Genomic DNA, 18,907 nt, shown 5'->3' with positions numbered 1-18,907 from the left:
ACTGCATCGATAAAAAATAAATAAATTCTAAAAAAACTATAAAAAATCTTATTTTAACTACGAAAAATCTTAGTTATAATCCCGCCCAATATCCGACTCCCGTTTCAGACGGCCCAAACCAAGGAATATCCATGCTGCTGGCGCTTTCATTATGCGACTTCGTGATTGTAGAAAAACTCAACCTCAACTTTCAAACCGGCTTCACCGTGCTCACCGGCGAAACCGGGGCGGGCAAATCCATCACGCTCGATGCACTCGGCCTGCTGTTGGGCGACAAAGCCGATTTCAGCCAAGTGCGCACCGGTGCCCGAGAAGCCCGGCTTTCCGCCCTTTTCGACATCAGCGGCCTGCCCGCATTGCAGGCGCAGCTGTATGAACAAGGTTTGCTTGAAGCCGGCAGCGAAGAATTAAGCATACGCCGCATCATCGATGCCAAAGGCAAAAGCCGCAGCTTTATCAACAACCAGGCCGCCACACTCGCGCAGCTCAAAGCCATCGGCAGCCGGCTCATCGATATCCACGGACAAAACACCCACCATTCGCTCAACCAAGAATCTGCGCAGCGGCAATTGCTCGATGCCTTCGCCGGCGCCCAAGAACAAGCCGGGGCGGTGAAACAGCTTTACCAAAGCTGGAGCAATGCCCGCAAAGCCCTGCACGAAGCGCAAAACCACGCCGAAAACACCGCCATCGAACGCGAACGGGTAGCATGGCAATGCAACGAGCTCGAGCAGCTTGATTTGCGCCACGGAGAATGGGAAAGCCTCAACCAAAGCCACCACGGCCTCGCCCACGCCGCCGAATTGTTGCAGGCCGCAGAGCAGGTTTCCGAATATATCGATGGCGACAACGGTATGCAGCGGCAACTCTATCAATGCCAAAAACTCCTGGGCAGCCTGCAAAATATCGAACTGCGCTTTGCCGAAAGCCTCGAAATGCTCGCCGCCGTTGAAGCCGAGCTGGGCGAAATCGGCGCCAATATGCGCGATGTATCCAACCGTGTCGAAATCAATCCCGATGAGCTGGCCGAGCAAGAACGGCGCATGGGCGCATTAATGAGCATGGCGCGCAAATACCGTGTCGAACCCGAATATCTGCCCGCCAAACTCGAAGAACTGAACCAAATCCTGCAAAACCTGCACGAAGCCGCCGACATCGCCGCCCTCGAAGCTGCCGCGGCGCGCACCGAAGCCGAATACACCGCCGCCGCACAGAAACTATCGGCCATGCGCACTGAAGCCGCTGCCAAACTGGCCGCCGAAACCACCGGACATATGCAGCAGTTATCCATGAAAGGTGCAGCCTTCAATATCGAACTCCTGCCCTGCCCGCCCACTGCGCACGGCTTGGAGCAAGTGCAATATCAAGTGGCTGCCAACAAGGGCAGCCCCCTGCGTCCGCTCAACAAAGTGGCCTCCGGCGGCGAACTTGCCCGCATCAGCCTTTCTATTCAAGTGGTTACCAGCCAATACACCCAAGTGCCGACACTGATTTTCGATGAAGTAGATACCGGCATCGGCGGAGGTGTAGCCGAAACCGTAGGCCGCGCCCTGCGCTCGCTGGGCAAACGGCATCAAGTGCTGGCCGTTACCCACCTGCCGCAAGTGGCCGCCTGCGGAGAAAACCACTGGCAGGTGCACAAACACAACGAAGGCATACAAACTGTCAGCGAAATCAAAGTATTGGATAACACCGGCCGCATCGAAGAAATCGCCCGCATGCTCGGCGGCGAAACCATCACCGACACTACTCGGAAACATGCAGAAGAAATGTTGGCGTTGGCGGCAGAATAACCGGCAGGCAGGCAAACCATACTGCTTCCGAAAATCCGTTCCAAACCTGAAAGACCCCAAATCTGAAAACATCCGTATCCCGCCACGATAGGCTTAACCCGCGCATCCCAACCGTTTCTGAAAACGGCAGACGCTCAGACCCAAGCCGGCCATAACCGGATATTTAAAATGCTGAAGTATCGTGAATCAAGATAAAATGAAACCGGCGCCGGGCAGCATGGCAGAATAACGCCGTATCGTTTTTCTTTCAGTTTGCCCGCAAAGATTGCAGGCCGTCTGAAAACCATGTTTCAGACGGCCTCCCCGCTATCACCATCAGGATTCCGTTAAAAGCAGAAAATCGTTGTTTAAAAAATAAAAATCAATAGTTTACGCCTAGATTCATGCTTCCTGTTTACCGATTTGTACCGCAGAAATCTTGATTTCCACTTTCCATTCCGGCTTAGCCAACTTAGCCTGTACGCATGCACGGGCAGGCGTATAACCGGAAACCACCCAAGCATCCCACGCTTCATTCATTGCATCATAATCAGCCAAATCCGGCAAAAAAACAGTGGCCTCCAAAATATGCTTTTTATCGGATCCACATTGTGCCAGCCAGTTATCGATTTGCGCCAACACATCACGGGTTTGCTCGGCAACCCCCACATCGGTACGCTCGGGCACCATACCCGCCAAAAAAACGAAACCATTGGCTACAACAGCCTCCGACAAGCGCGCTGTTTGGCCGAAGTATTGCACAGTCATTTTGCTTCCTTTGCATTAAGTATCATTAAAGTATATGGAAAACACATGGTAACACAGGCAGCGCAAGCACTTTTTCTCTCGAGCATGCGGTTCTACTGCACACCAAACAGAAAAATATTGCACACCACCGCATTTATTTTTCAGACGGCCGTTTCCAAGCCGAACCGATTAGTCCGCCCTACCACGGCTTCTCCTGCACGCACCAAATGGATCTCACAGCAAAACTTTATCTGCAAATAACACCGCAGCACCACACACTCAGCCAACCACCCGAACGCGCCGGGCGCATCAGGTGTAAAAAACCCGGCGTTATTTACACTTTCCCTTTTTGCCTGAAAACCCGTTTGGGGATTTTTGAGGGTTGCGAGAATGCCGAAGAACACGACCGAGCCGCATTGTTCTCATGGTTTTTAGAATACTCAAAAACCACGAAACCATCATTGCAGCAAAAAACAAAAGCGGTTTGGCATAAACAGTGTAAACAACGTTAGACTTTTCTAGAATTAAGGTTGTCTGAAATGCTCAAATGGCGTTATTTCCGAGATGATAGGAATGGCGTTTTAAATTTTTTGGCAACTCCAATAGAGATAACACACTGCAAATTAAGAAAAAATCACAGAAAACTACTCTATTTTCTGTACCGGAAGCAACTGCCCGTTCCGCTGCCTATATTTTGGGTATGCCTAAAATTCGTCAGCCCTATTCCACCGTCAAACCTGCCAAGTCGCCAGCCATCATTTGACTCCGGCTGACGATGAGGTTTTTGACGGTTCGGTTGAGTTGGACGAAAGTTGTTTCAGTGCAAGGCGTGAGGGCTGGTGCGGGCGCGGCGCGGCAGATAAAGTGGCCGTTTTCGGCATCCTGAACCAGCACGGCAAGATCTGTACGGTGGTTGCAGATAACGCCAAGCTTGGAACTTTACTGCATGTAATCAAAAGAAAATTTATGCCTGACAGCATCGTTTGCATAACAGCCTAGACCAGTCGCAACAAATGGGATGCGGGTCGTTTTATTTATCACTGCATCAACCATTCCAAAGTGCTTGCAGACCATCGGAACCACATTGACGGCATCCGAAAATTTTTGGAATCAGGCAAAGCATACCTTACGCAAATACGGCGGAATCGGGCGGAAATATTTCTTGCCGTTATTGAAAGAATACGAATTCCGGTTTAACTTCGGCACACCAACCCTACAGCTTAAAAAAACGCTGCGGGATTGGTGAGGAATTTAGGGCTAATCTAGTACAGCCCCAATTTTTAGTGGGTTAGCTATAGTGGTTTAAACTTTCCATAAAACCCATACCGATATTCGGAATATTGCCAGATATATCACAATGATATCAGCCCTTAATATTCTCCAATATCTGTTAAAAACACTCAAGATTTAAACCGTTTCGCCTTATATTGCGGGTTCATCAGGTTTTGAGGTGATAGGATATCGTCCAACTCTTCTACGCTCAGCAAGCCTTTTTCCAACACCACTTCTCGTACGCTCTTGCCGGTTTGGGCGCAGATTTTGCCCACCAAATCACCGTTGTGGTGGCCGATAAACGGGTTTAGGTAAGTAACCAGCCCGATTGAGTTGAACACATATTGTTCGCACACTTCGCGGTTGGCCGTGATGCCCGACACGCATTTTTCGCTAAGGTTGGTGCAGGCGTTGCCCAGCAGCGAGATGCTCTCAAACAGGCATTGCCCTATCACGGGCTCCATCACGTTCAGTTGCAGCTGCCCGGCCTCGGCGGCAAAAGTAACGGTGGTGTCGTTGCCGATAACTTTGAAACACACCTGGTTTACCACTTCGGGAATCACGGGATTGACTTTGGCGGGCATAATCGAAGAGCCTGCCTGCATTTCGGGCAGGTTGATTTCGTTCAGGCCGGCGCGCGGGCCTGATGACAGCAGCCGCAGGTCGTTGCAGATTTTCGACAACTTCACCGCCGTGCGCTTCAATGCACCGTGCACCATCACATAAGCCCCGCAATCGGAAGTGGCTTCAATCAGGTTTTTGGCCGGCACGCAGGGCAGGCCGCTCACTTCGGCCAGCTTGGCCACCGCCAGGTGGGCATAGCCTTCAGGGGTATTCACGCCCGTGCCGATGGCGGTTGCGCCGAGATTCACTTCCAGCAGCAGCCCGGCCGTGCGCAGCAGGTTGCGCTCTTCTTCTTCGAGCAGTACTGCAAATGCTGAAAATTCCTGCCCCAGCGTCATCGGAACGGCATCTTGAAGCTGGGTACGCCCCATTTTCAGAATATCGGCAAACTCGTCTGCTTTGCGCTCGAATGCCTGTTTCAGACGACCTATTTTCTCCAGCATCGCCACAATGCTGTGATAAACCGCAATGCGGAAACCCGTGGGATAAGCATCGTTGGTGGATTGGCTGGCGTTCACATGGTCGTTGGGGTTAATGATGTCGTAGCGGCCTTTTTCATAACCTGCGATTTCCAACGCAAGATTGGCAATCACTTCGTTGGCGTTCATGTTTACCGAAGTGCCTGCGCCGCCCTGATACACATCGGAAGGAAACTGGTCGAGGCAGCGGCCTTTTTCCAGCACTTCATCACAAGCCTGCTCAATCAGGCGGGCGGTTTCCATCGGAACCACCCCCAAATAGCCGTTGGCGCGGGCAGCGGCTTTTTTCACCATCACCATGCCGCGCACCAGCTCGGGAATATCGGAAACTCTCTGATCTGAAATATTGAAATTTTCTTTCGCCCGCAAGGTGTGTATACCCCAATACACTTCGTTTGGAATCTTGCGCTCGCCGAGCAGGTCGGTTTCGATGCGTTTTTTCATCTTTGGCTCTCCGTTGTTTGAAAATTTACAGCCGTTTCCGGCTGGGCAACCTGCAAAAACAGATAAAACAGGCAGGCTGCAGATAATGCGGCGGCAACACGAAGCACACCGGCGCTGCCATGATTTTAAGGTGGCCGGCTTGGCGGCTGCTTTGCCATTTTACCACTTTACAGGCATAAAAAGGCCGTCTGAAACGTTTCAGACGGCCTTTTTATCATGCTTTTCTGTTTCAGGCCTGCAAGCGCCACAGCATTCTGCCGGCAATCACCAGCAACAGTATGCCGAACGCCTGTTTCAGCTTTTCGGGCGGCAGTTTGTGTGCGGTTTTCACGCCCAGCGGTGCACATACCACCGTTGCCACGCTCAACACCGCCACCGCCGGCAGATACCAAAATCCGAACGAGCCTGCGGGCAGCCCGCCCACGCTCCAGCCCGAATAAAGATAACCTGCCGCGCCGGCTGCCGCAACCGGCCATGCCAACCCTGCCGATGTGCCCACGGCACGGTGTACCGGCACGTTGCAATACATCAAAAACGGCACCGACAGCGAACCGCCGCCTATGCCCACCCAGCTCGAAACCATGCCGAACAGCACGCCCGCCCCGCTCAAGCCCGCCCGGCCGGGCAGCGAGCGCGAAGGCTTGGGCTTGGCATCGGCCAGGGTTTTCAACGCCACCAAAACGGTAAATACGATAAAGAAAAGCTGCAAAGCCGCGTTGGAAATGTGTTTGGCCAAAAACGAACCCGCCAACACGCCGGCAATCATGCCCGGCACCATGCGCCGCACCACCTGCCAATCCACCGCGCCTTTGCGGTTTTGCGCCATCACGCTCGAAAACGTGGTGAACACCATAATGGCAAACGATGTGCCCACGGCCAAATGCTGCGCGTGCGGGATATGGTCCAAACCCTGCATCTGCAACACCCACAACACCACCGGCACGATAATCATACCGCCGCCTATGCCGAGCAGCCCGGCAACAAACCCGGCAAACGCGCCGACTGCCAGCATCACCGCCACCAACTGTATGTCTAACATCGTTATTCTTCTTTTCAAATTTACAAACGTTTGTTCCACAACACTTTTCAGACGGCCGGATTGCGCTTTTTCAGCCACCGCCAAGCAAACACCACATAACCCGACAGGCTGTAGCCCAAGAAAAACAGAAACAGTACCAGCGAAGGCTCCCATGCCGCCACCGCCAACACCAGCATAAAAACAATCATCGCAAAAAACGGCACTTTGCGGCGCACGTTGATTTCTTTAAAGCTCCAAAACGGAATCTGCACCACCATCGAAAGTCCCGCAAACAAGGTGATAATCAGGCACACCCAAGCCGCCTGCGGAAAACGCCCGTAGCTGTGGTTCACCCAAATCATGCCTACAATCAGCGCCGCCGCCGTGGGGCTGGGTATGCCGATAAACCAACGTTTATCGACCTTGCCGATTAAAGTGTTGAACAGTGCCAGCCGCAGCGCGGCGCAGGCACAATAGATAAACGCGGCCGAATAGCCGATTTTGCCGAACTGCCAAAGCTGCCATTTATAGGCGATTAAAGCAGGCGCAACGCCGAAGCTCACCATATCGGCCAGGCTGTCGAGCTGCTCGCCGAACGCGCTCTGGCTGTTGGTCCAGCGCGCCACACGGCCGTCCATGCCGTCCAACAGCATCGACACAAAAACCGCAATCGCCGCCGTTTCATAGCGCCCGTGCATGGCCTGCGTGATGGCGAAAAACGCGGCAAACAGCGCGGCAATCGTGAAAGAATTGGGCAGCAGGTAAATACTGTTCTGCCGCAGCAGCGCCCTGAAACGCGGCGTGGGGTTTTGTGGTGTCGTCATCGTTTTTCCGTAACGGCCGTGCGGCCCGTTATGTGGTTTGTATGGATTATACCGCAAGCCTCATGCGGCGTGTTTCAGACGGCCGAACCGATTGGACAACGGCCTTGCCCGAGGCAGGCTTTGCCAACGGTCAAACCAGGCCGTCTGAAAACCGTTTCGCGGCACTACCACCAGCCCTGTTACGTGCCGCCCGCGCTCGGATTTTGCTTTTCGCGCGCCTGCCGGCGGAAATGCCACGGTGCTTGGGCGTTTTTGCCGCGCCACAGCCCTGCTGCCTGCTGCCGCGCTCCTGCTTCGGCATAGGCATAAGCGGCATAATCGGTTTTGTTCTGCCGGCGCTTGGCAATCGATACATAATGCCACGCATGACCCTGTTGGATTTGGCTCAGGTTCACATCTCTGCCGTTTATGCCCACCTTAGCCACTTCGCGCTGGTAGCGGTCGGTTTCAAACACTTCCACATCAACGGTTTTTGCCAAAACTGCGGCACTCAATGCCTGCCGTGCCGCCTGCCCGTGCGCCTGCTGCAATTCGGGCGCATCGATATAGGCCAGGCGGATTTTATGTTTGGCACCGTTATTGTCGGTAACGCGCAGCGTATCGCCATCGGCAACGGCGGTTACGCGCCCCGTGTATTGCCTGACGGTACGCGCCTGCGGCCAAACCCGGCTGTCTTGCGCTTTTTCGCCCTGATCCGGCAGCGGCACCCAAACATCTGCCTGCGCGGCCGCAGCCGGAGGCAACAACGCCAAAAATATTGTTAAGACAATGTTTTTCATGAGTTTTTACCGTTAATCACAAGCAGCGCGGCGGATGAGTTCTTCAACCAGCGCAGGCACGCCGTCTTTGGCTTTTTGCGCAATTATTTCCACCGCCCTGCCCGCCTGCTGCGGCTTGGGATCAATCAAAAAACACTCGGCCTGCGGCGGGGCGAAGTGCAGCAGTGAAGCGGCGGGGTAAACCTGAAGGGAAGTGCCCACCACCATCACAATGTCGGCATCGCGCATTTCTGCCACGGCCTGCCCGAACAGCGGCACTTCCTCGCCGAACCACACGATATGCGGCCTGAGCGGGCGGCCTTTGCTGTCGGTGTGTCTGCCGTCCAAATCACCCGTCCAAGCTAAAATTTCGCGCTCATCGGCACAACTGCGCGCTTTGTCCAGCTCGCCGTGCAGGTGAAGCACATGGCGGCTGCCTGCGCGCTCGTGCAGGTTGTCGACATTTTGGGTGATAATCTGCACGCGGTAATGCGCCTCCAGCCGCACCAGTGCCTGATGGGCAGCGTTCGGCTGCGCTTCGTTGGCCTGCCTGCGGCGCATATTGTAGAAATCGTACACCAACTGCGGGTTGCGCGAAAAAGCCTCGGGCGTGCACACATCGGTTATTTTGTACCCCGCCCACAAGCCGCCTTCATCGCGAAACGTGTTCAAGCCGCTGTCGGCGCTGATGCCCGCGCCGGTCAGCACCACGCATTTTTTCATCGTTCCCTCCTTAATAAATAGCCATAGCGGATTGGCACATTTTCGTTACCACGCAGCAAGTGCAGACAATGCAGATTATATCCGGCCGGTTATGCTGCTGCTTGGGCGGCTGAGAAAACCGTTCTCTCCGGGCGGAAACACCGCCGAAACGGAGCAGCGGTGCTATCCTGCGCAGGGCAGCGGCAAAACGCGCGCCGGCGCTGCTCTTGCTGCCAAAACAGCAGGCCGTCTGAAAAAATCTTTTCAGACGGCCTGCCCCGCTGCCCGGTTTATTTGCCTTGCGCTTTCGCTTTTTCTACTTTCAACAGCTTCACATCAAACACCAAAGTGGCATTCGGGCCGATTTTGTCGCTCACGGCATTTTCACCGTAGGCCAGTGCGGCGGGGATAAACAGGGTGTATTCGCCGCCTTCTTTCATTAACTGTATGCCTTCCGTCCAGCCTTTAATCACTTGGTTGAGCGGGAAAGTGGCGGTGCCGCCGTGTTGTTTGCTGCTGTCGAACACCGTGCCGTCAATCAAGCGGCCTTCGTATTCGACCGTTACCACATCGGCAGCTTTGGGCTGCGCGCCCGTGCCCTCGGTTTTCACTTGGTATTGCAGACCGGAGGCGGTGGTTTTCACGCCTTCTTTGGCGCCGTTTTCTTTCAGAAATGCCTGCCCCTTTTCAAGATTGGCTTTGGCATCTTCCACCACTTTGGCATGCGCTTTCTGCTGCTGCTCGGCCATAAACGCCATCAGCACTTCCTGTGCCTGCTGGTCGTTCAGCTTGGGCTCTTTGCCTTCGAGCAAGGTTTGCACGGCTTCGTTAAGCACTTTCAAATCCACTTCGGTGCCCTGGTCTTTCATGCGTTTCAGGGTGGTGCCGATGTCCATACCCAAAGCATAGCTGGCGCGCTGCACGGGGCTGCCGAAACCGTCTGCGGCGGCGGCAGAGGCGGGTTTTTCGCCGGATGCGGCAGCAGCGTTGCCTTCCTGTTTGCAGGCGGCCAGTGCCAGTGCGGCGGTTGCGGCCAATACGGCGGTTTTCAAGGTTTTGTTCATTATGTTCGTCCTGAGTAACATATTAACGGGAGCGTGAATTATAGCGGAGTTTGGGTAGATTGGAATGAAGGCCGTCTGAAAAACCACTGGTTTCAAACGGCTTTGTGTTAAAAAACGCAGGCCGTTTTCTTCTCTTTTCAGACGGCCTGCTATAAAATTCAAGGCCTTTTTGATGCAGGCATTCAAACCATGCGCGAATCCAACCGCCGTGCGGCACCCATGCTGGTTGCGGGCTGCGTGATTTTCGGCCTCGGCAGCCTGATTGTGAAAATCGTGCCGGTGGGCGCGTATGCCGTTGCCTTTTGGCGTTTGGCGGTGGCGGCGGTGATTTTTTGGGCGTTGTTGCGTTTTTTCGGGCAGAAACTGCCGAAAAGCCGGCAGGCGTTGCGTTACGCCCTGCTTTCGGGCACGTTTCTCGGCTTCGACCTGGCTTTGTGGCACGAAAGCATTTATGCGGTCGGCCCCGGCATTTCCACTCTGCTCAACAGCCTGCAAATCTTTTTTCTTACGGCCATCGGTTTTTTCTTTTTCGGCGAACGTTTGGGCAAAATGCAATTGCTCAGCCTGATAATGGCGGTGGCGGGCGTGGCACTGATTGCCGGCCCCGAATTCGGCCGCAATCAAAGCGCAGGCTGGGGATTGGTAAGCGGGATTGTGTCGGGCGCGATGCTGGCGTTGTCGATGGTAATGGTGCGCAAAACCCATCAGGCCGAAGCCACGCCGCTGTTTCCGATGATGATGCTGGTCAGCCTCGGCGGCATGGCCGCGCTGGTGCTGCCTATGCTGCTGCTCGATGCCGGCAACCTCTACCCCGCTACCCCGCGCGATATCGGCCTGATTGTGATTTACGGCGCAGTGATGCAGTGCTTCGCCTGGGGGCTGGTTGCCTATGCGGTTGGGCTGCTCCCGTTGTCGCTGACCGGCCTGTTGCTGCTGAGCGAGCCCGCAGCAGCGCTGCTTATCGACTATTTCTGGCTCGACAAGCCCATCAACGGCCTGCAATGGGGCGGCGCGGCCTTAACGCTGGCGGCGGTTTACCTAGGGTCTGTTGACAATTGACCAACGCAGCGGCTTTTTGAGGCAAAAACCGCATATGCAAGGCAAAAAGCGCAGCAAGGTTGGGCACCTTGCGAGCATTTTTAACGCCGCAGACGCGCGATTTTGACCAAAAATACCGCCGTTGCGTCATGTCAACAGACCCTAAGTTCGCAGCAGAGAAACCGCCATGCGTAAGGGCGGTGTATCGTGTAAAATAGCCGCATCTGCAATCTTTACCGCGCCGTTTCCGCCATGAACCTGTTTGCCGACACCCTTTCCGCCGCGCCCGACCGCTGCATGGCTTTCAAAGCCGTGGGTAAAGGCGGTGCACCCGTTGGATTGACGTACCGCAAAGAGCCGGTGCTCGGGCAAAACAATGGCCGGCGTTTTTTCAGCGGTGATGAAACCGATGAATTGACCGCTGATTCTGCAAATTTCACCGTGTGCGGCATAAGCAGCAGCACCCGCAGCCGCCCTGCCGTTGCCGAACGGCCCGCCTAACCCGCCGGCACAGCATGGAAAACCGGCCGAAACGGCAAATTCCACCCCGCCGCCGATTGGCGGCCGCAAGATTGATTTTCAAACGGCCCAATCCATTTTTTACCGTTTCACCACTTAAACTACAGAAAACCTATGAACACCATCCAACCCGACCACAACGGCACCAACCTGCGCATCGGCATCGTGCAGGCACGTTTCAGCAACGAAATCGGCAGCGCCATGCTCAAAGTGTGCACCGGCAAACTCATCCAGCTCGGCGTTCACACTGACGACATCACCGTTGCCACCGTTCCCGGCGCGCTCGAAGTGCCGCTGGTGCTGCAAAACATGGCCGCCTCCCGGCAATATGATGCCCTGATTGCCATCGGTGCCGTTATCCGCGGCGAAACCTACCATTTCGAGCTGGTGGCCAACGAATCCGGTGCCGGCATTACCCGCGTGGGGTTGGACTACAACATCCCCATCGCCAATGCCATTCTCACCACCGAAAACGATGCGCAGGCGCAGGCGCGCATCGAAGAGAAAGCCGCCGATGCAGCCGTGGTAGCCGTAGAATGCGCCAATCTCACCAACCTGCTGCTGCAAGATCAGTTTGAAGATGAAGTCTGACAGGGTTCAGACGGCCCAAACGGCACATTTTTTAATATAGCGGTTGACACACATATTTATCGCATTGGGCAAGCCCGCAGACCGTGCAGCCGCCGCTGAACCGGCTCCATTGCCGTTTCAGCGGCCGTAAAACTAAAACCGTTTTTTGAACCGAAGCACAACAACGCAACAGCAGAAACCAAGCCGCTTCACCAAACCGGCTCAGGCCGTCTGAAACCTGATGCCGTCTGAAACTCTGCCGCACAACCGAGGAAACACCATGAAAACACCCCGCCGCCGCGCCCGTGAATTTACCGTACAGGCACTTTACCAATCGGCACTCAACCACACCTCTGCCTCCGAAACCGCCCAAAACATCAACGAAAGCAGCGGCTTCAAAAAAGCCGACAGCGAATTGTTTACCGCCCTCTTTTTCGGCACCCACGCCAACCGGCAAGAATATATGCAGCAAATCCGCCCCCTGCTCGACCGTGATGAAAACGATCTCAGCCCCATCGAGCGCGCCGTATTGCTGATGGCCTGCCACGAGCTTGCCGCCATGCCCGAAACGCCCTATCCTGTGATTATCAACGAAGCCATCGAAGTAACCAAAACCTTCGGCGGCACAGACGGTCATAAGTTTGTGAACGGCATACTCGACAAACTCGCCGCCCGGCTGCGTCCGAACGATCCCAAACGCGGCTGAACAAGACCCGGCAGCAGGCATGCTGCAACATTGCCGTTATTTAAGCGGCTGCATTTGCAGCAAAACAAACCGCAAACACAACACAGCGAATCCGCGCTGCCGGCAAGCCAAACCGACACTACAGAGCCGACCCGGTTGCCGCTTGGGCGGGCGATCCGCAAATCGTTCCCTTTGCACTCGAGCACGGCAACGATAGGCCAAACCATACCGGCCTGCATATGGCGGATTAACCAAACTTCCGCTACAGCGTTGCTGTGCCTTACCATACTGATTGTACTGCCTGCGGCCTGCGGCCTTAATCCGCCATACTCGGGCTTGCCCGGGCATGGACGGAACACCGACCCCGAAACACACTTGAGGCCGTCTGAAAAGTTTTCAGACGGCCTCGATATTGGAAAAAACCGGATTCTCTGCATTTTCTTCACCAAACAGTTTTTGTTTTGGCTGAAAACGATGGCTGCACCATTTCGGGTATACAAAAACTGTGCGGCGTTACCGCGTCTTACAGCATTCTTAACAACGCTTGGCCATACCCAAACCCTGTTCGGGCAAACGGAAAGTGTAACAACGCCGAGGTTTTCTATATTTGAGGCCGTCTGAAAAATTTTCAGACGGCCTCAAGGTTGGGCAAGCTCGGGTTGTTTACACTTGCTGCACCCAACAGCTTTTGCTTTTGCCGAAAACGATGGATCCGTAATTTCGGTATGCGCACAACTGCGCGGAGCTCCGCTCCTTACGGCATTCCCGGCCACGTTTCCAAACCGGTGTCCGGGTTAAAACGAAAAGTGTAAACACCGGAATTTTCTACATTTCAGGCCGTCTGAAAACTTTCAGACGGCCTGAAAGTTTGGGCAAACGGTTTATTGTAAAACCACTTTCACGGTATCTGCCACGTTCTCTGCGGTGAAGCCGAATTGTTGGAACAACTGCTCTGCGGGAGCGGATTCGCCGAAACGGTCAAGGCCGACCACCGCGCCGTCCAAGCCCACATACCGGTACCAGCCGCCGGTTGCGCCCGCTTCCACGGCGATGCGCGGCAGCCCCAACGGCAACACGCTGTTGCGGTAGGCTTCGTCTTGACGCTCAAACACATTGGTCGAGGGCATGGACACCACATTCACCAACACGCCCTGCCCGGCCAGCAGGGTTTGCGCCTCTAAGGCCAGCCCCACTTCGGAGCCTGTTGCGATAACCACTGCCCGCGCCGCGCCCCCTTCGGCTTCGCTGACCACGTAGCCGCCGCGCTTGATGTTATCCAACTGCACCGGGCTGCGCGGGATAAACGGCAGGTTTTGACGGCTGAAAATCAGGCTGCTGGGGCGCTCTGCTGCTTTAACGGCCTCAACCCACGCCACCAGGCTTTCGGCAGTGTCGCAGGGGCGCCATACGTCCATATTGGGAATCAGGCGCAGGGTGGCGGTTTGCTCTACCGGCTGGTGGGTGGGGCCGTCTTCGCCCAAGCCGATGGAATCGTGGGTAAACACAAACACGGGGTTGATTTTCATCAGCGCAGCCATGCGCAGAGCGTTGCGGGCGTATTCGCTGAACATCAGAAAAGTAGCGCCGAAAGGTTTTACGCCGCCGTGCAGCACCATGCCGTTGATGATGGCGGCCATGCCGAATTCGCGCACACCGTAGTGGATATAGTTGCCGCCGTTTTCGCGCGTAACCGATACGCTGCCCGGCCAGTCTGTGAGGTTGGACGGAGTGAGGTCCGCCGAGCCTCCCACCAGTTCGGGCAACACTTCGGCCAGAATTTCAATGCTGTTTTGGCTGGCTTTGCGGGTGGCGATTTTCTCGGCTTTGTCGCACACTTCTTTCAAAGCCGTCTGAACATAAGCATCGAAGCCGGCGGGCAGTTCGCGGTTCATGCGGCGCACAAATTCGGCGGCTTTTTCGGGAAACGCGGCCTGATATTCGGCAAACAGCGCGTTCCAACCGTTTTCCAGCGCCGCACCTTTTTCTTTGGCACTCCAGCCTTCATACACTTCCTGCGGGATTTCAAACGCGCCGTAATGCCAGCCCAAATGGCGGCGGGTGGCCTCGATTTCTTCTGCTCCCAACGGTGCGCCGTGGGTTTTGTGGCTGCCCTCTTTGGTGGCCGCGCCTTTGCCGATAAGGGTTTTGCAGCAGATGATGGAGGGTTTGCCGGTTTCGGCTTTGGCCTGCGCGATGGCGGCTTCGAGGGCGGCGGTATCGTGGCCGTTCACATCCGGCACCACGTGCCAGCCGTAACTTTCGAAACGTTGCGCAATGTTTTCGGTAAACCAGCCGTCCACTTTTCCGTCTATGGAAATATTATTATCGTCATATAAAACAATCAATTTGCCCAGCCCCAGCGTACCGGCCAGCGAGCAGGCCTCGTGTGACACGCCCTCCATCAGGCAGCCGTCGCCCGCAAACACATAAGTGTGGTGGTCGACAATATCCAAGCCTTCACGGTTGAACTCGGCCGCCAGAATTTTTTCGGCCAGCGCCATGCCCACGGCGTTGGCAATGCCCTGACCCAGCGGGCCGGTGGTGGTTTCCACGCCTTCGGTGTAGCCGTATTCGGGGTGGCCGGGGGTGTTGCTGTGCAGTTGGCGGAAGTTTTTCAAATCATCGATCGAAACCTGGTAGCCCGTGAGGTGCAGCAGGCTGTAGAGCAGCATCGAGGCGTGGCCGTTGGATAAAACAAAACGGTCGCGGTTGTAAAATTTAGGGTTGGCGGGATTGTGGTTTAAAAATTTCGTCCACAACACTTCGGCCATTTCGGCCATGCCCATCGGCGCGCCGGGGTGGCCGGAATTGGCTCTCTGTACTGCATCGGCAGATAAGAAACGGATGGCGTTTGCCAGTTGTGAAGCCATTTGGATACCTTCTCTGATAGGGGTGTAGAAACGTTTTCGATTATCGCCTGATTCGCGGGGGCTTTCAAGATTGGAAAACCTGCTTATGCCGCCGTACCCACACTCAAGAAAACCGTTTTGCAGGCCGCTGAAAGCAATAACACAACCGGTTGTGCCGGCTGTATTGCCGTGTGTCGGAATGTGCGGATTTGCTGTGCGGCGGCCTATTTATCTCCACGCTGCTTAAGCCACGCTGAATTCAGCCTGCACGATTCCGCCCAAATCCAACACCGCCCGGTCGCCGGAATGCAGTTCGCCCACCCCGGCGGGGGTGCCGGTGAACACCAAATCACCCGCTTTAAGGCCGTAAGTGGTAGCCAACTCCTGCAAAACCGCCGCAATCGGGTAAACCATCAATGCGGTCTGCCCCTGCTGGCGCAGCCCGCCGTTTATGGTTAAGGTGAAAGTACAGTCTTGCGGGTCGGCCAGACTGCCTGCTGCCGTAAAATCCGACACACACGCGGCGCCGCGGAAGCCTTTGGCCTTTGTCCACGGCAGCCCTTTTTCTTTCAGACGGCTTTGGATGTCGCGGGCGGTTAAATCCAGGCCGACACCGTAGCCTGCCACAATATTTTCAATATCACTTTCAAGGCCGTCTGAATCTTTTCCGACCAGCAAAACCAACTCGCATTCATAATGCACAGAAGTGCTGTATGCGGGCAGCCTGATGATACCGCCGCTGCGCAGAATGCTGTTGTTCGGCTTCATAAACACCACCGGCTCTGCTGGTGCCTCATTTTTCAGTTCGGCAATATGAGCTGCATAATTGCGGCCGATGCAATAGATATTGTTCACACGCACAGCTCGGTCTTCCAAATAAATCTGCGTCATAACGTTTCCTTTTTTTGTTCGGACGGCCAAATACGATTATAGGCCGCCGCACGGTTTGCTGCACCTGGGCCGGCGTATAACGAAACTCCGTCAACCAAGCAAAGCCGCTTCTTCGGATTCTTTTCAGACGGCCCGGTGATGCGCCCGCCATAGAGCAGAAAACGCAACCCCGAACCCTTATCCGGCTTTTACCTGCCTGAGCCGCCGCCCCGTTTTACCTGCAGGCGCGGCCATTCCCTTTATTTCCATTACGGCCTTACCTGGCTCCGGCTCAAAAACAGCCTTATTAAACCGATAAAGCAGCAACAGAATCCGTCCATATCGTTTTGCACTGTCTGCAACATGCTGCCTTATGCCATACCGAAAATGAAGAAATTGTCGGGGTTGGCGGTATAGAATGCGGTGCAGGTTATTAAGCCCTTCACTCGGCAACTGAGTTAAATCGGCTTTACGTTTCTAAGACATGCCCCTTGACATACCCCTTTACATAGGGCGAAAAAGGGGGTTCGCTATAGAGGCCGTCTGAAAGATTTTGCAGCGTTCAAACGGCCTGATATGATTGCCCCACTATTGAAAAGATATTTGCCATGAAGCTGACCGACACCCACTGCCACCTTGCCGACCCTGCCCTGCTCGGCAGCCTGCCGCAGGTTTTCGCCGCTGCCCGCGCGGCAGGCGTTTGCCGTTTTATCGTGCCGGCCACGCAGCGCAGCGATTTTGCCGATGTGGCGGCGTTATCGGCCTTACCGTCAGTGCATATCGCGCTGGGCATTCACCCGTGGTTTGCCGGCGCGGCCATAGAGCGTGATTTTGCAGAACTGGAGCAGCAATTGCTCAAACACCCGAAAGCATTGGTAGGGGAAATCGGTTTGGATTACGGCAGGGCGCAAACGCAGGCGCAGCGGCAACGGCAGATTGTGGTGTTCGAGCATCAGCTTGTGTTGGCACAACGGCTGCACCGCCCGGTGATTATTCACAATCTGAAAGCAGCGGCTGCAATCATGCAGTCGGTGAAAAACTGCCGTTTCACGCAAGGCGGCATTGTTCATGCCTTTTCCGGCAGTTTGGAAGAGGCACGGGCATTTATGGATTGCGGGTTTAAAATCGGCATTGGTTCACTGCTGCTCAACCCTGCCGCGCGCAAAGCCCGCAGTGCGGCCGCCGAATTGCCGGCAGAAAATATTGTATTGGAAACAGACAGCCCGTTTATGCTGAAAAACGCCGTTAATACACCGGCCAACGTGCAGAAAATCGCTGCAGCCGCCGCACAACTGCGGGGTATCAAACCCGAAGACCTGGCCGCACAAACCGAGAGGAATGTGAATGCCCTACTGGCCGATATTAACAGGCTGTAAGCATGTCCTTGCCTAGTGTTTGGGCTCTTGAATTCGAATTCAAAGTGCAGCTTTCTGCAGCAAAAAACCGCACCTAATATCACCCTCCAAACTTCCCCGCTATTATATTGCCCAAAAATTCCAACGGTAAGTGGAATTTCCGTAGAAGAAATGCAATCCCTTTGAACACAAAAGTTTAACAACAATGTAGATAAAAAATTGGGGCTAACGTAGATTAGTAGTCATGACAGGATGCTAAAATGAAGATAACAAACTGTAAATTAAGAAAAAAGTACAGAAGACACTACTCGGATATTTTGTGCCGGAAGTTACCGCCCGTTCGGCTGCCGATGTCTTGGGTATCCGGCCCAACACCGCCATACTCTTTTACCGCAAAATCCGCCTCGTCATCAGCCATCATTCGGCCTTGGAGGCATCAGGTTTTTGAAGGTTCCGTAGTCAGATGAGCTGCTCCGGCGGTAAGCGCAAAGGAAAACGCGGCACAGGAGCCGCAGGCAAAGTGGTGGTTTTCGGTATCCTCAAACATGGCGGCAAGGTTTATACCGTGGTCGTGGATAACGCCAAAAAAGAGAGTTTGCTGCCTGTTATTACGAAGAAAATCATGCCGGACAGTGTGGTGTATACCGACAGTTTAAGCAGCGATGATGTCCCGGATGTCGGCGGTTTTCACCACCATAGGATTAACCACAGCAAGACATTTGCCCAGAGGCAAAACCACATCAACGGCATTGGGAATTTTTGGAATCAGGCCAAGCGTGTGCTGCGCAAATACAACGGAATCGACCGGAAGTCTTTTTCCCTATTCTTGAAAGAATGCGGGTTTCGTTTTAACTTTGGCACACCAAGTGAGCAGTTGAAAATCTTGCGGGATTGGTGTGGTATTTAGGGCTAAGCTACTTCAGCCCCTAATAAAAAGTCTGTTTCGGTACACCGTTAAATTTAACCAAGCGGTTTTTGGCATAACCCCAAAACAATTCGATGCCGTTAATGTGTTGCGCACCCCGGGCGAACTCGTCTGCACCATGATGTACCCTGAAGTGCTTTTCACAGCCCATATCGACCAAGCCGTGATAGCCGCGCCAGCCGTCAGTATTGATGACAATTTCAACAGCAACCCGCCCTCGAATAACCTGTTGCAGTGTAGTAGCTTTCGAAGTATCCGGCACGATTTCGGTATAGACTTTGTCGTCCCGTTTTAAGATGCCGAAAACAATGGTTTTGCCTCCCTCTCCCCCGCCCGCCCTCGGATGCGTTTGGAGCCGAAGTAGGATTCGTCCAGTTCGACCACACCGGCAG

The 18,907-nt window shown here is 54.5% G+C and carries 16 protein-coding genes and 3 pseudogenes; 9 read left to right on the top strand and 10 right to left on the bottom strand.

The annotated features are described in order from the left end of the window. Window positions 1-131: 131 nt before the first annotated feature. Entirely contained in the window at window positions 132-1,793 is a 1,662-nt protein-coding gene (gene recN, locus IR141_RS07375) for a DNA repair protein RecN (RefSeq protein WP_135035333.1), read from the top strand. 381 nt (window positions 1,794-2,174) lie between these two features. Here recN and IR141_RS07370 read toward each other — a convergent pair whose 3' ends face one another. Continuing rightward, window positions 2,175-2,540, bottom strand: coding sequence for a RidA family protein (locus IR141_RS07370; RefSeq protein ID WP_135035330.1), 366 nt, complete (start codon window positions 2,538-2,540; stop codon window positions 2,175-2,177). Between the two features lie 206 nt (window positions 2,541-2,746). Here IR141_RS07370 and IR141_RS07365 point away from each other — a divergent pair, with 206 nt between their 5' ends. Both IR141_RS07365 and IR141_RS07360 read left to right on the top strand, forming a co-directional pair. Then, window positions 2,747-3,031 (top strand): hypothetical protein, encoded by a 285-nt coding sequence (locus tag IR141_RS07365; RefSeq protein WP_135035327.1) that lies wholly within the window; start codon window positions 2,747-2,749, stop codon window positions 3,029-3,031. Window positions 3,032-3,135: 104 nt separating this feature from the next. After that, window positions 3,136-3,765, top strand: a pseudogene (locus IR141_RS07360) (IS1595 family transposase). A 154-nt stretch (window positions 3,766-3,919) separates the two neighbouring features. Here IR141_RS07360 and aspA read toward each other — a convergent pair. The 6 genes from aspA to IR141_RS07330 all read right to left on the bottom strand — a co-directional run bounded on the left by aspA (window position 3,920) and on the right by IR141_RS07330 (window position 9,704). Further along, window positions 3,920-5,338 (bottom strand): aspartate ammonia-lyase, encoded by a 1,419-nt coding sequence (gene aspA, locus IR141_RS07355; protein ID WP_135035324.1) that lies wholly within the window; start codon window positions 5,336-5,338, stop codon window positions 3,920-3,922. 229 nt (window positions 5,339-5,567) lie between these two features. After that, window positions 5,568-6,377: a sulfite exporter TauE/SafE family protein gene (locus tag IR141_RS07350; RefSeq protein ID WP_135035322.1), complete on the bottom strand. Its 810-nt coding sequence runs from the start codon at window positions 6,375-6,377 to the stop codon at window positions 5,568-5,570. Between the two features lie 47 nt (window positions 6,378-6,424). Continuing rightward, the gene (gene pssA, locus IR141_RS07345) at window positions 6,425-7,180 is read right to left on the bottom strand and encodes a CDP-diacylglycerol--serine O-phosphatidyltransferase (protein ID WP_135035319.1); all 756 of its coding nucleotides are present in this window, start codon (window positions 7,178-7,180) and stop codon (window positions 6,425-6,427) included. A 179-nt stretch (window positions 7,181-7,359) separates the two neighbouring features. Then, window positions 7,360-7,959, bottom strand: coding sequence for a thermonuclease family protein (locus IR141_RS07340; RefSeq protein ID WP_135035316.1), 600 nt, complete (start codon window positions 7,957-7,959; stop codon window positions 7,360-7,362). 12 nt (window positions 7,960-7,971) lie between these two features. After that, a complete protein-coding gene (locus IR141_RS07335; RefSeq protein ID WP_135035313.1) occupies window positions 7,972-8,661 on the bottom strand; it encodes an NAD-dependent deacylase in 690 nt (229 codons plus the stop codon). A gap of 269 nt (window positions 8,662-8,930) precedes the next feature. Then, window positions 8,931-9,704 carry an FKBP-type peptidyl-prolyl cis-trans isomerase gene (locus IR141_RS07330; protein WP_135035310.1) on the bottom strand — a complete coding sequence of 258 codons (774 nt, stop codon included), beginning with the start codon at window positions 9,702-9,704 and terminating at the stop codon, window positions 8,931-8,933. 189 nt (window positions 9,705-9,893) lie between these two features. Between IR141_RS07330 and IR141_RS07325 the strand changes: the two genes are divergently transcribed. The 4 genes from IR141_RS07325 (at window position 9,894) to nusB (ending at window position 12,537) form a co-directional block, all read left to right on the top strand. Then, entirely contained in the window at window positions 9,894-10,763 is an 870-nt protein-coding gene (locus tag IR141_RS07325; protein ID WP_135035307.1) for a DMT family transporter, read from the top strand. Window positions 10,764-10,994: 231 nt separating this feature from the next. Next, the gene (locus IR141_RS07320; protein WP_228068187.1) at window positions 10,995-11,243 is read left to right on the top strand and encodes a DUF2185 domain-containing protein; all 249 of its coding nucleotides are present in this window, start codon (window positions 10,995-10,997) and stop codon (window positions 11,241-11,243) included. 132 nt (window positions 11,244-11,375) lie between these two features. After that, on the top strand, window positions 11,376-11,852 hold the full coding sequence (gene ribH / locus IR141_RS07315; RefSeq protein ID WP_135035301.1) for a 6,7-dimethyl-8-ribityllumazine synthase: 477 nt from the start codon (window positions 11,376-11,378) through the stop codon (window positions 11,850-11,852). Between the two features lie 259 nt (window positions 11,853-12,111). Next, complete coding sequence (nusB, locus tag IR141_RS07310; RefSeq protein ID WP_135035298.1) at window positions 12,112-12,537, top strand: transcription antitermination factor NusB; 426 nt, start codon at window positions 12,112-12,114, stop codon at window positions 12,535-12,537. A gap of 860 nt (window positions 12,538-13,397) precedes the next feature. Here the strand turns inward: nusB and tkt are convergent. Both tkt and IR141_RS07300 read right to left on the bottom strand, forming a co-directional pair. Then, complete coding sequence (gene tkt / locus IR141_RS07305) at window positions 13,398-15,386, bottom strand: transketolase (protein ID WP_135035295.1); 1,989 nt, start codon at window positions 15,384-15,386, stop codon at window positions 13,398-13,400. 222 nt (window positions 15,387-15,608) lie between these two features. Beyond that, window positions 15,609-16,256, bottom strand: coding sequence for a fumarylacetoacetate hydrolase family protein (locus tag IR141_RS07300; protein WP_135035293.1), 648 nt, complete (start codon window positions 16,254-16,256; stop codon window positions 15,609-15,611). 587 nt (window positions 16,257-16,843) lie between these two features. Between IR141_RS07300 and IR141_RS07295 the strand changes: the two genes are divergently transcribed. After that, window positions 16,844-17,611, top strand: a complete 768-nt coding sequence (locus IR141_RS07295; RefSeq protein ID WP_135035290.1) for a TatD family hydrolase — start codon at window positions 16,844-16,846, stop codon at window positions 17,609-17,611. A gap of 239 nt (window positions 17,612-17,850) precedes the next feature. After that, window positions 17,851-18,497 (top strand): annotated as a pseudogene (locus tag IR141_RS07290) (IS1595 family transposase). A gap of 22 nt (window positions 18,498-18,519) precedes the next feature. Here IR141_RS07290 and IR141_RS07285 read toward each other — a convergent pair. Beyond that, window positions 18,520-18,907, bottom strand: a pseudogene (locus tag IR141_RS07285) (IS1595 family transposase); the annotation flags it as partial.

The sequence above is a fragment of the Neisseria sp. 19428wB4_WF04 genome (assembly GCF_015235335.1).
GTDB classification, from domain to species: domain Bacteria; phylum Pseudomonadota; class Gammaproteobacteria; order Burkholderiales; family Neisseriaceae; genus Neisseria; species Neisseria musculi.
This window is presented reverse-complemented; position numbering and strand designations above follow the sequence as displayed.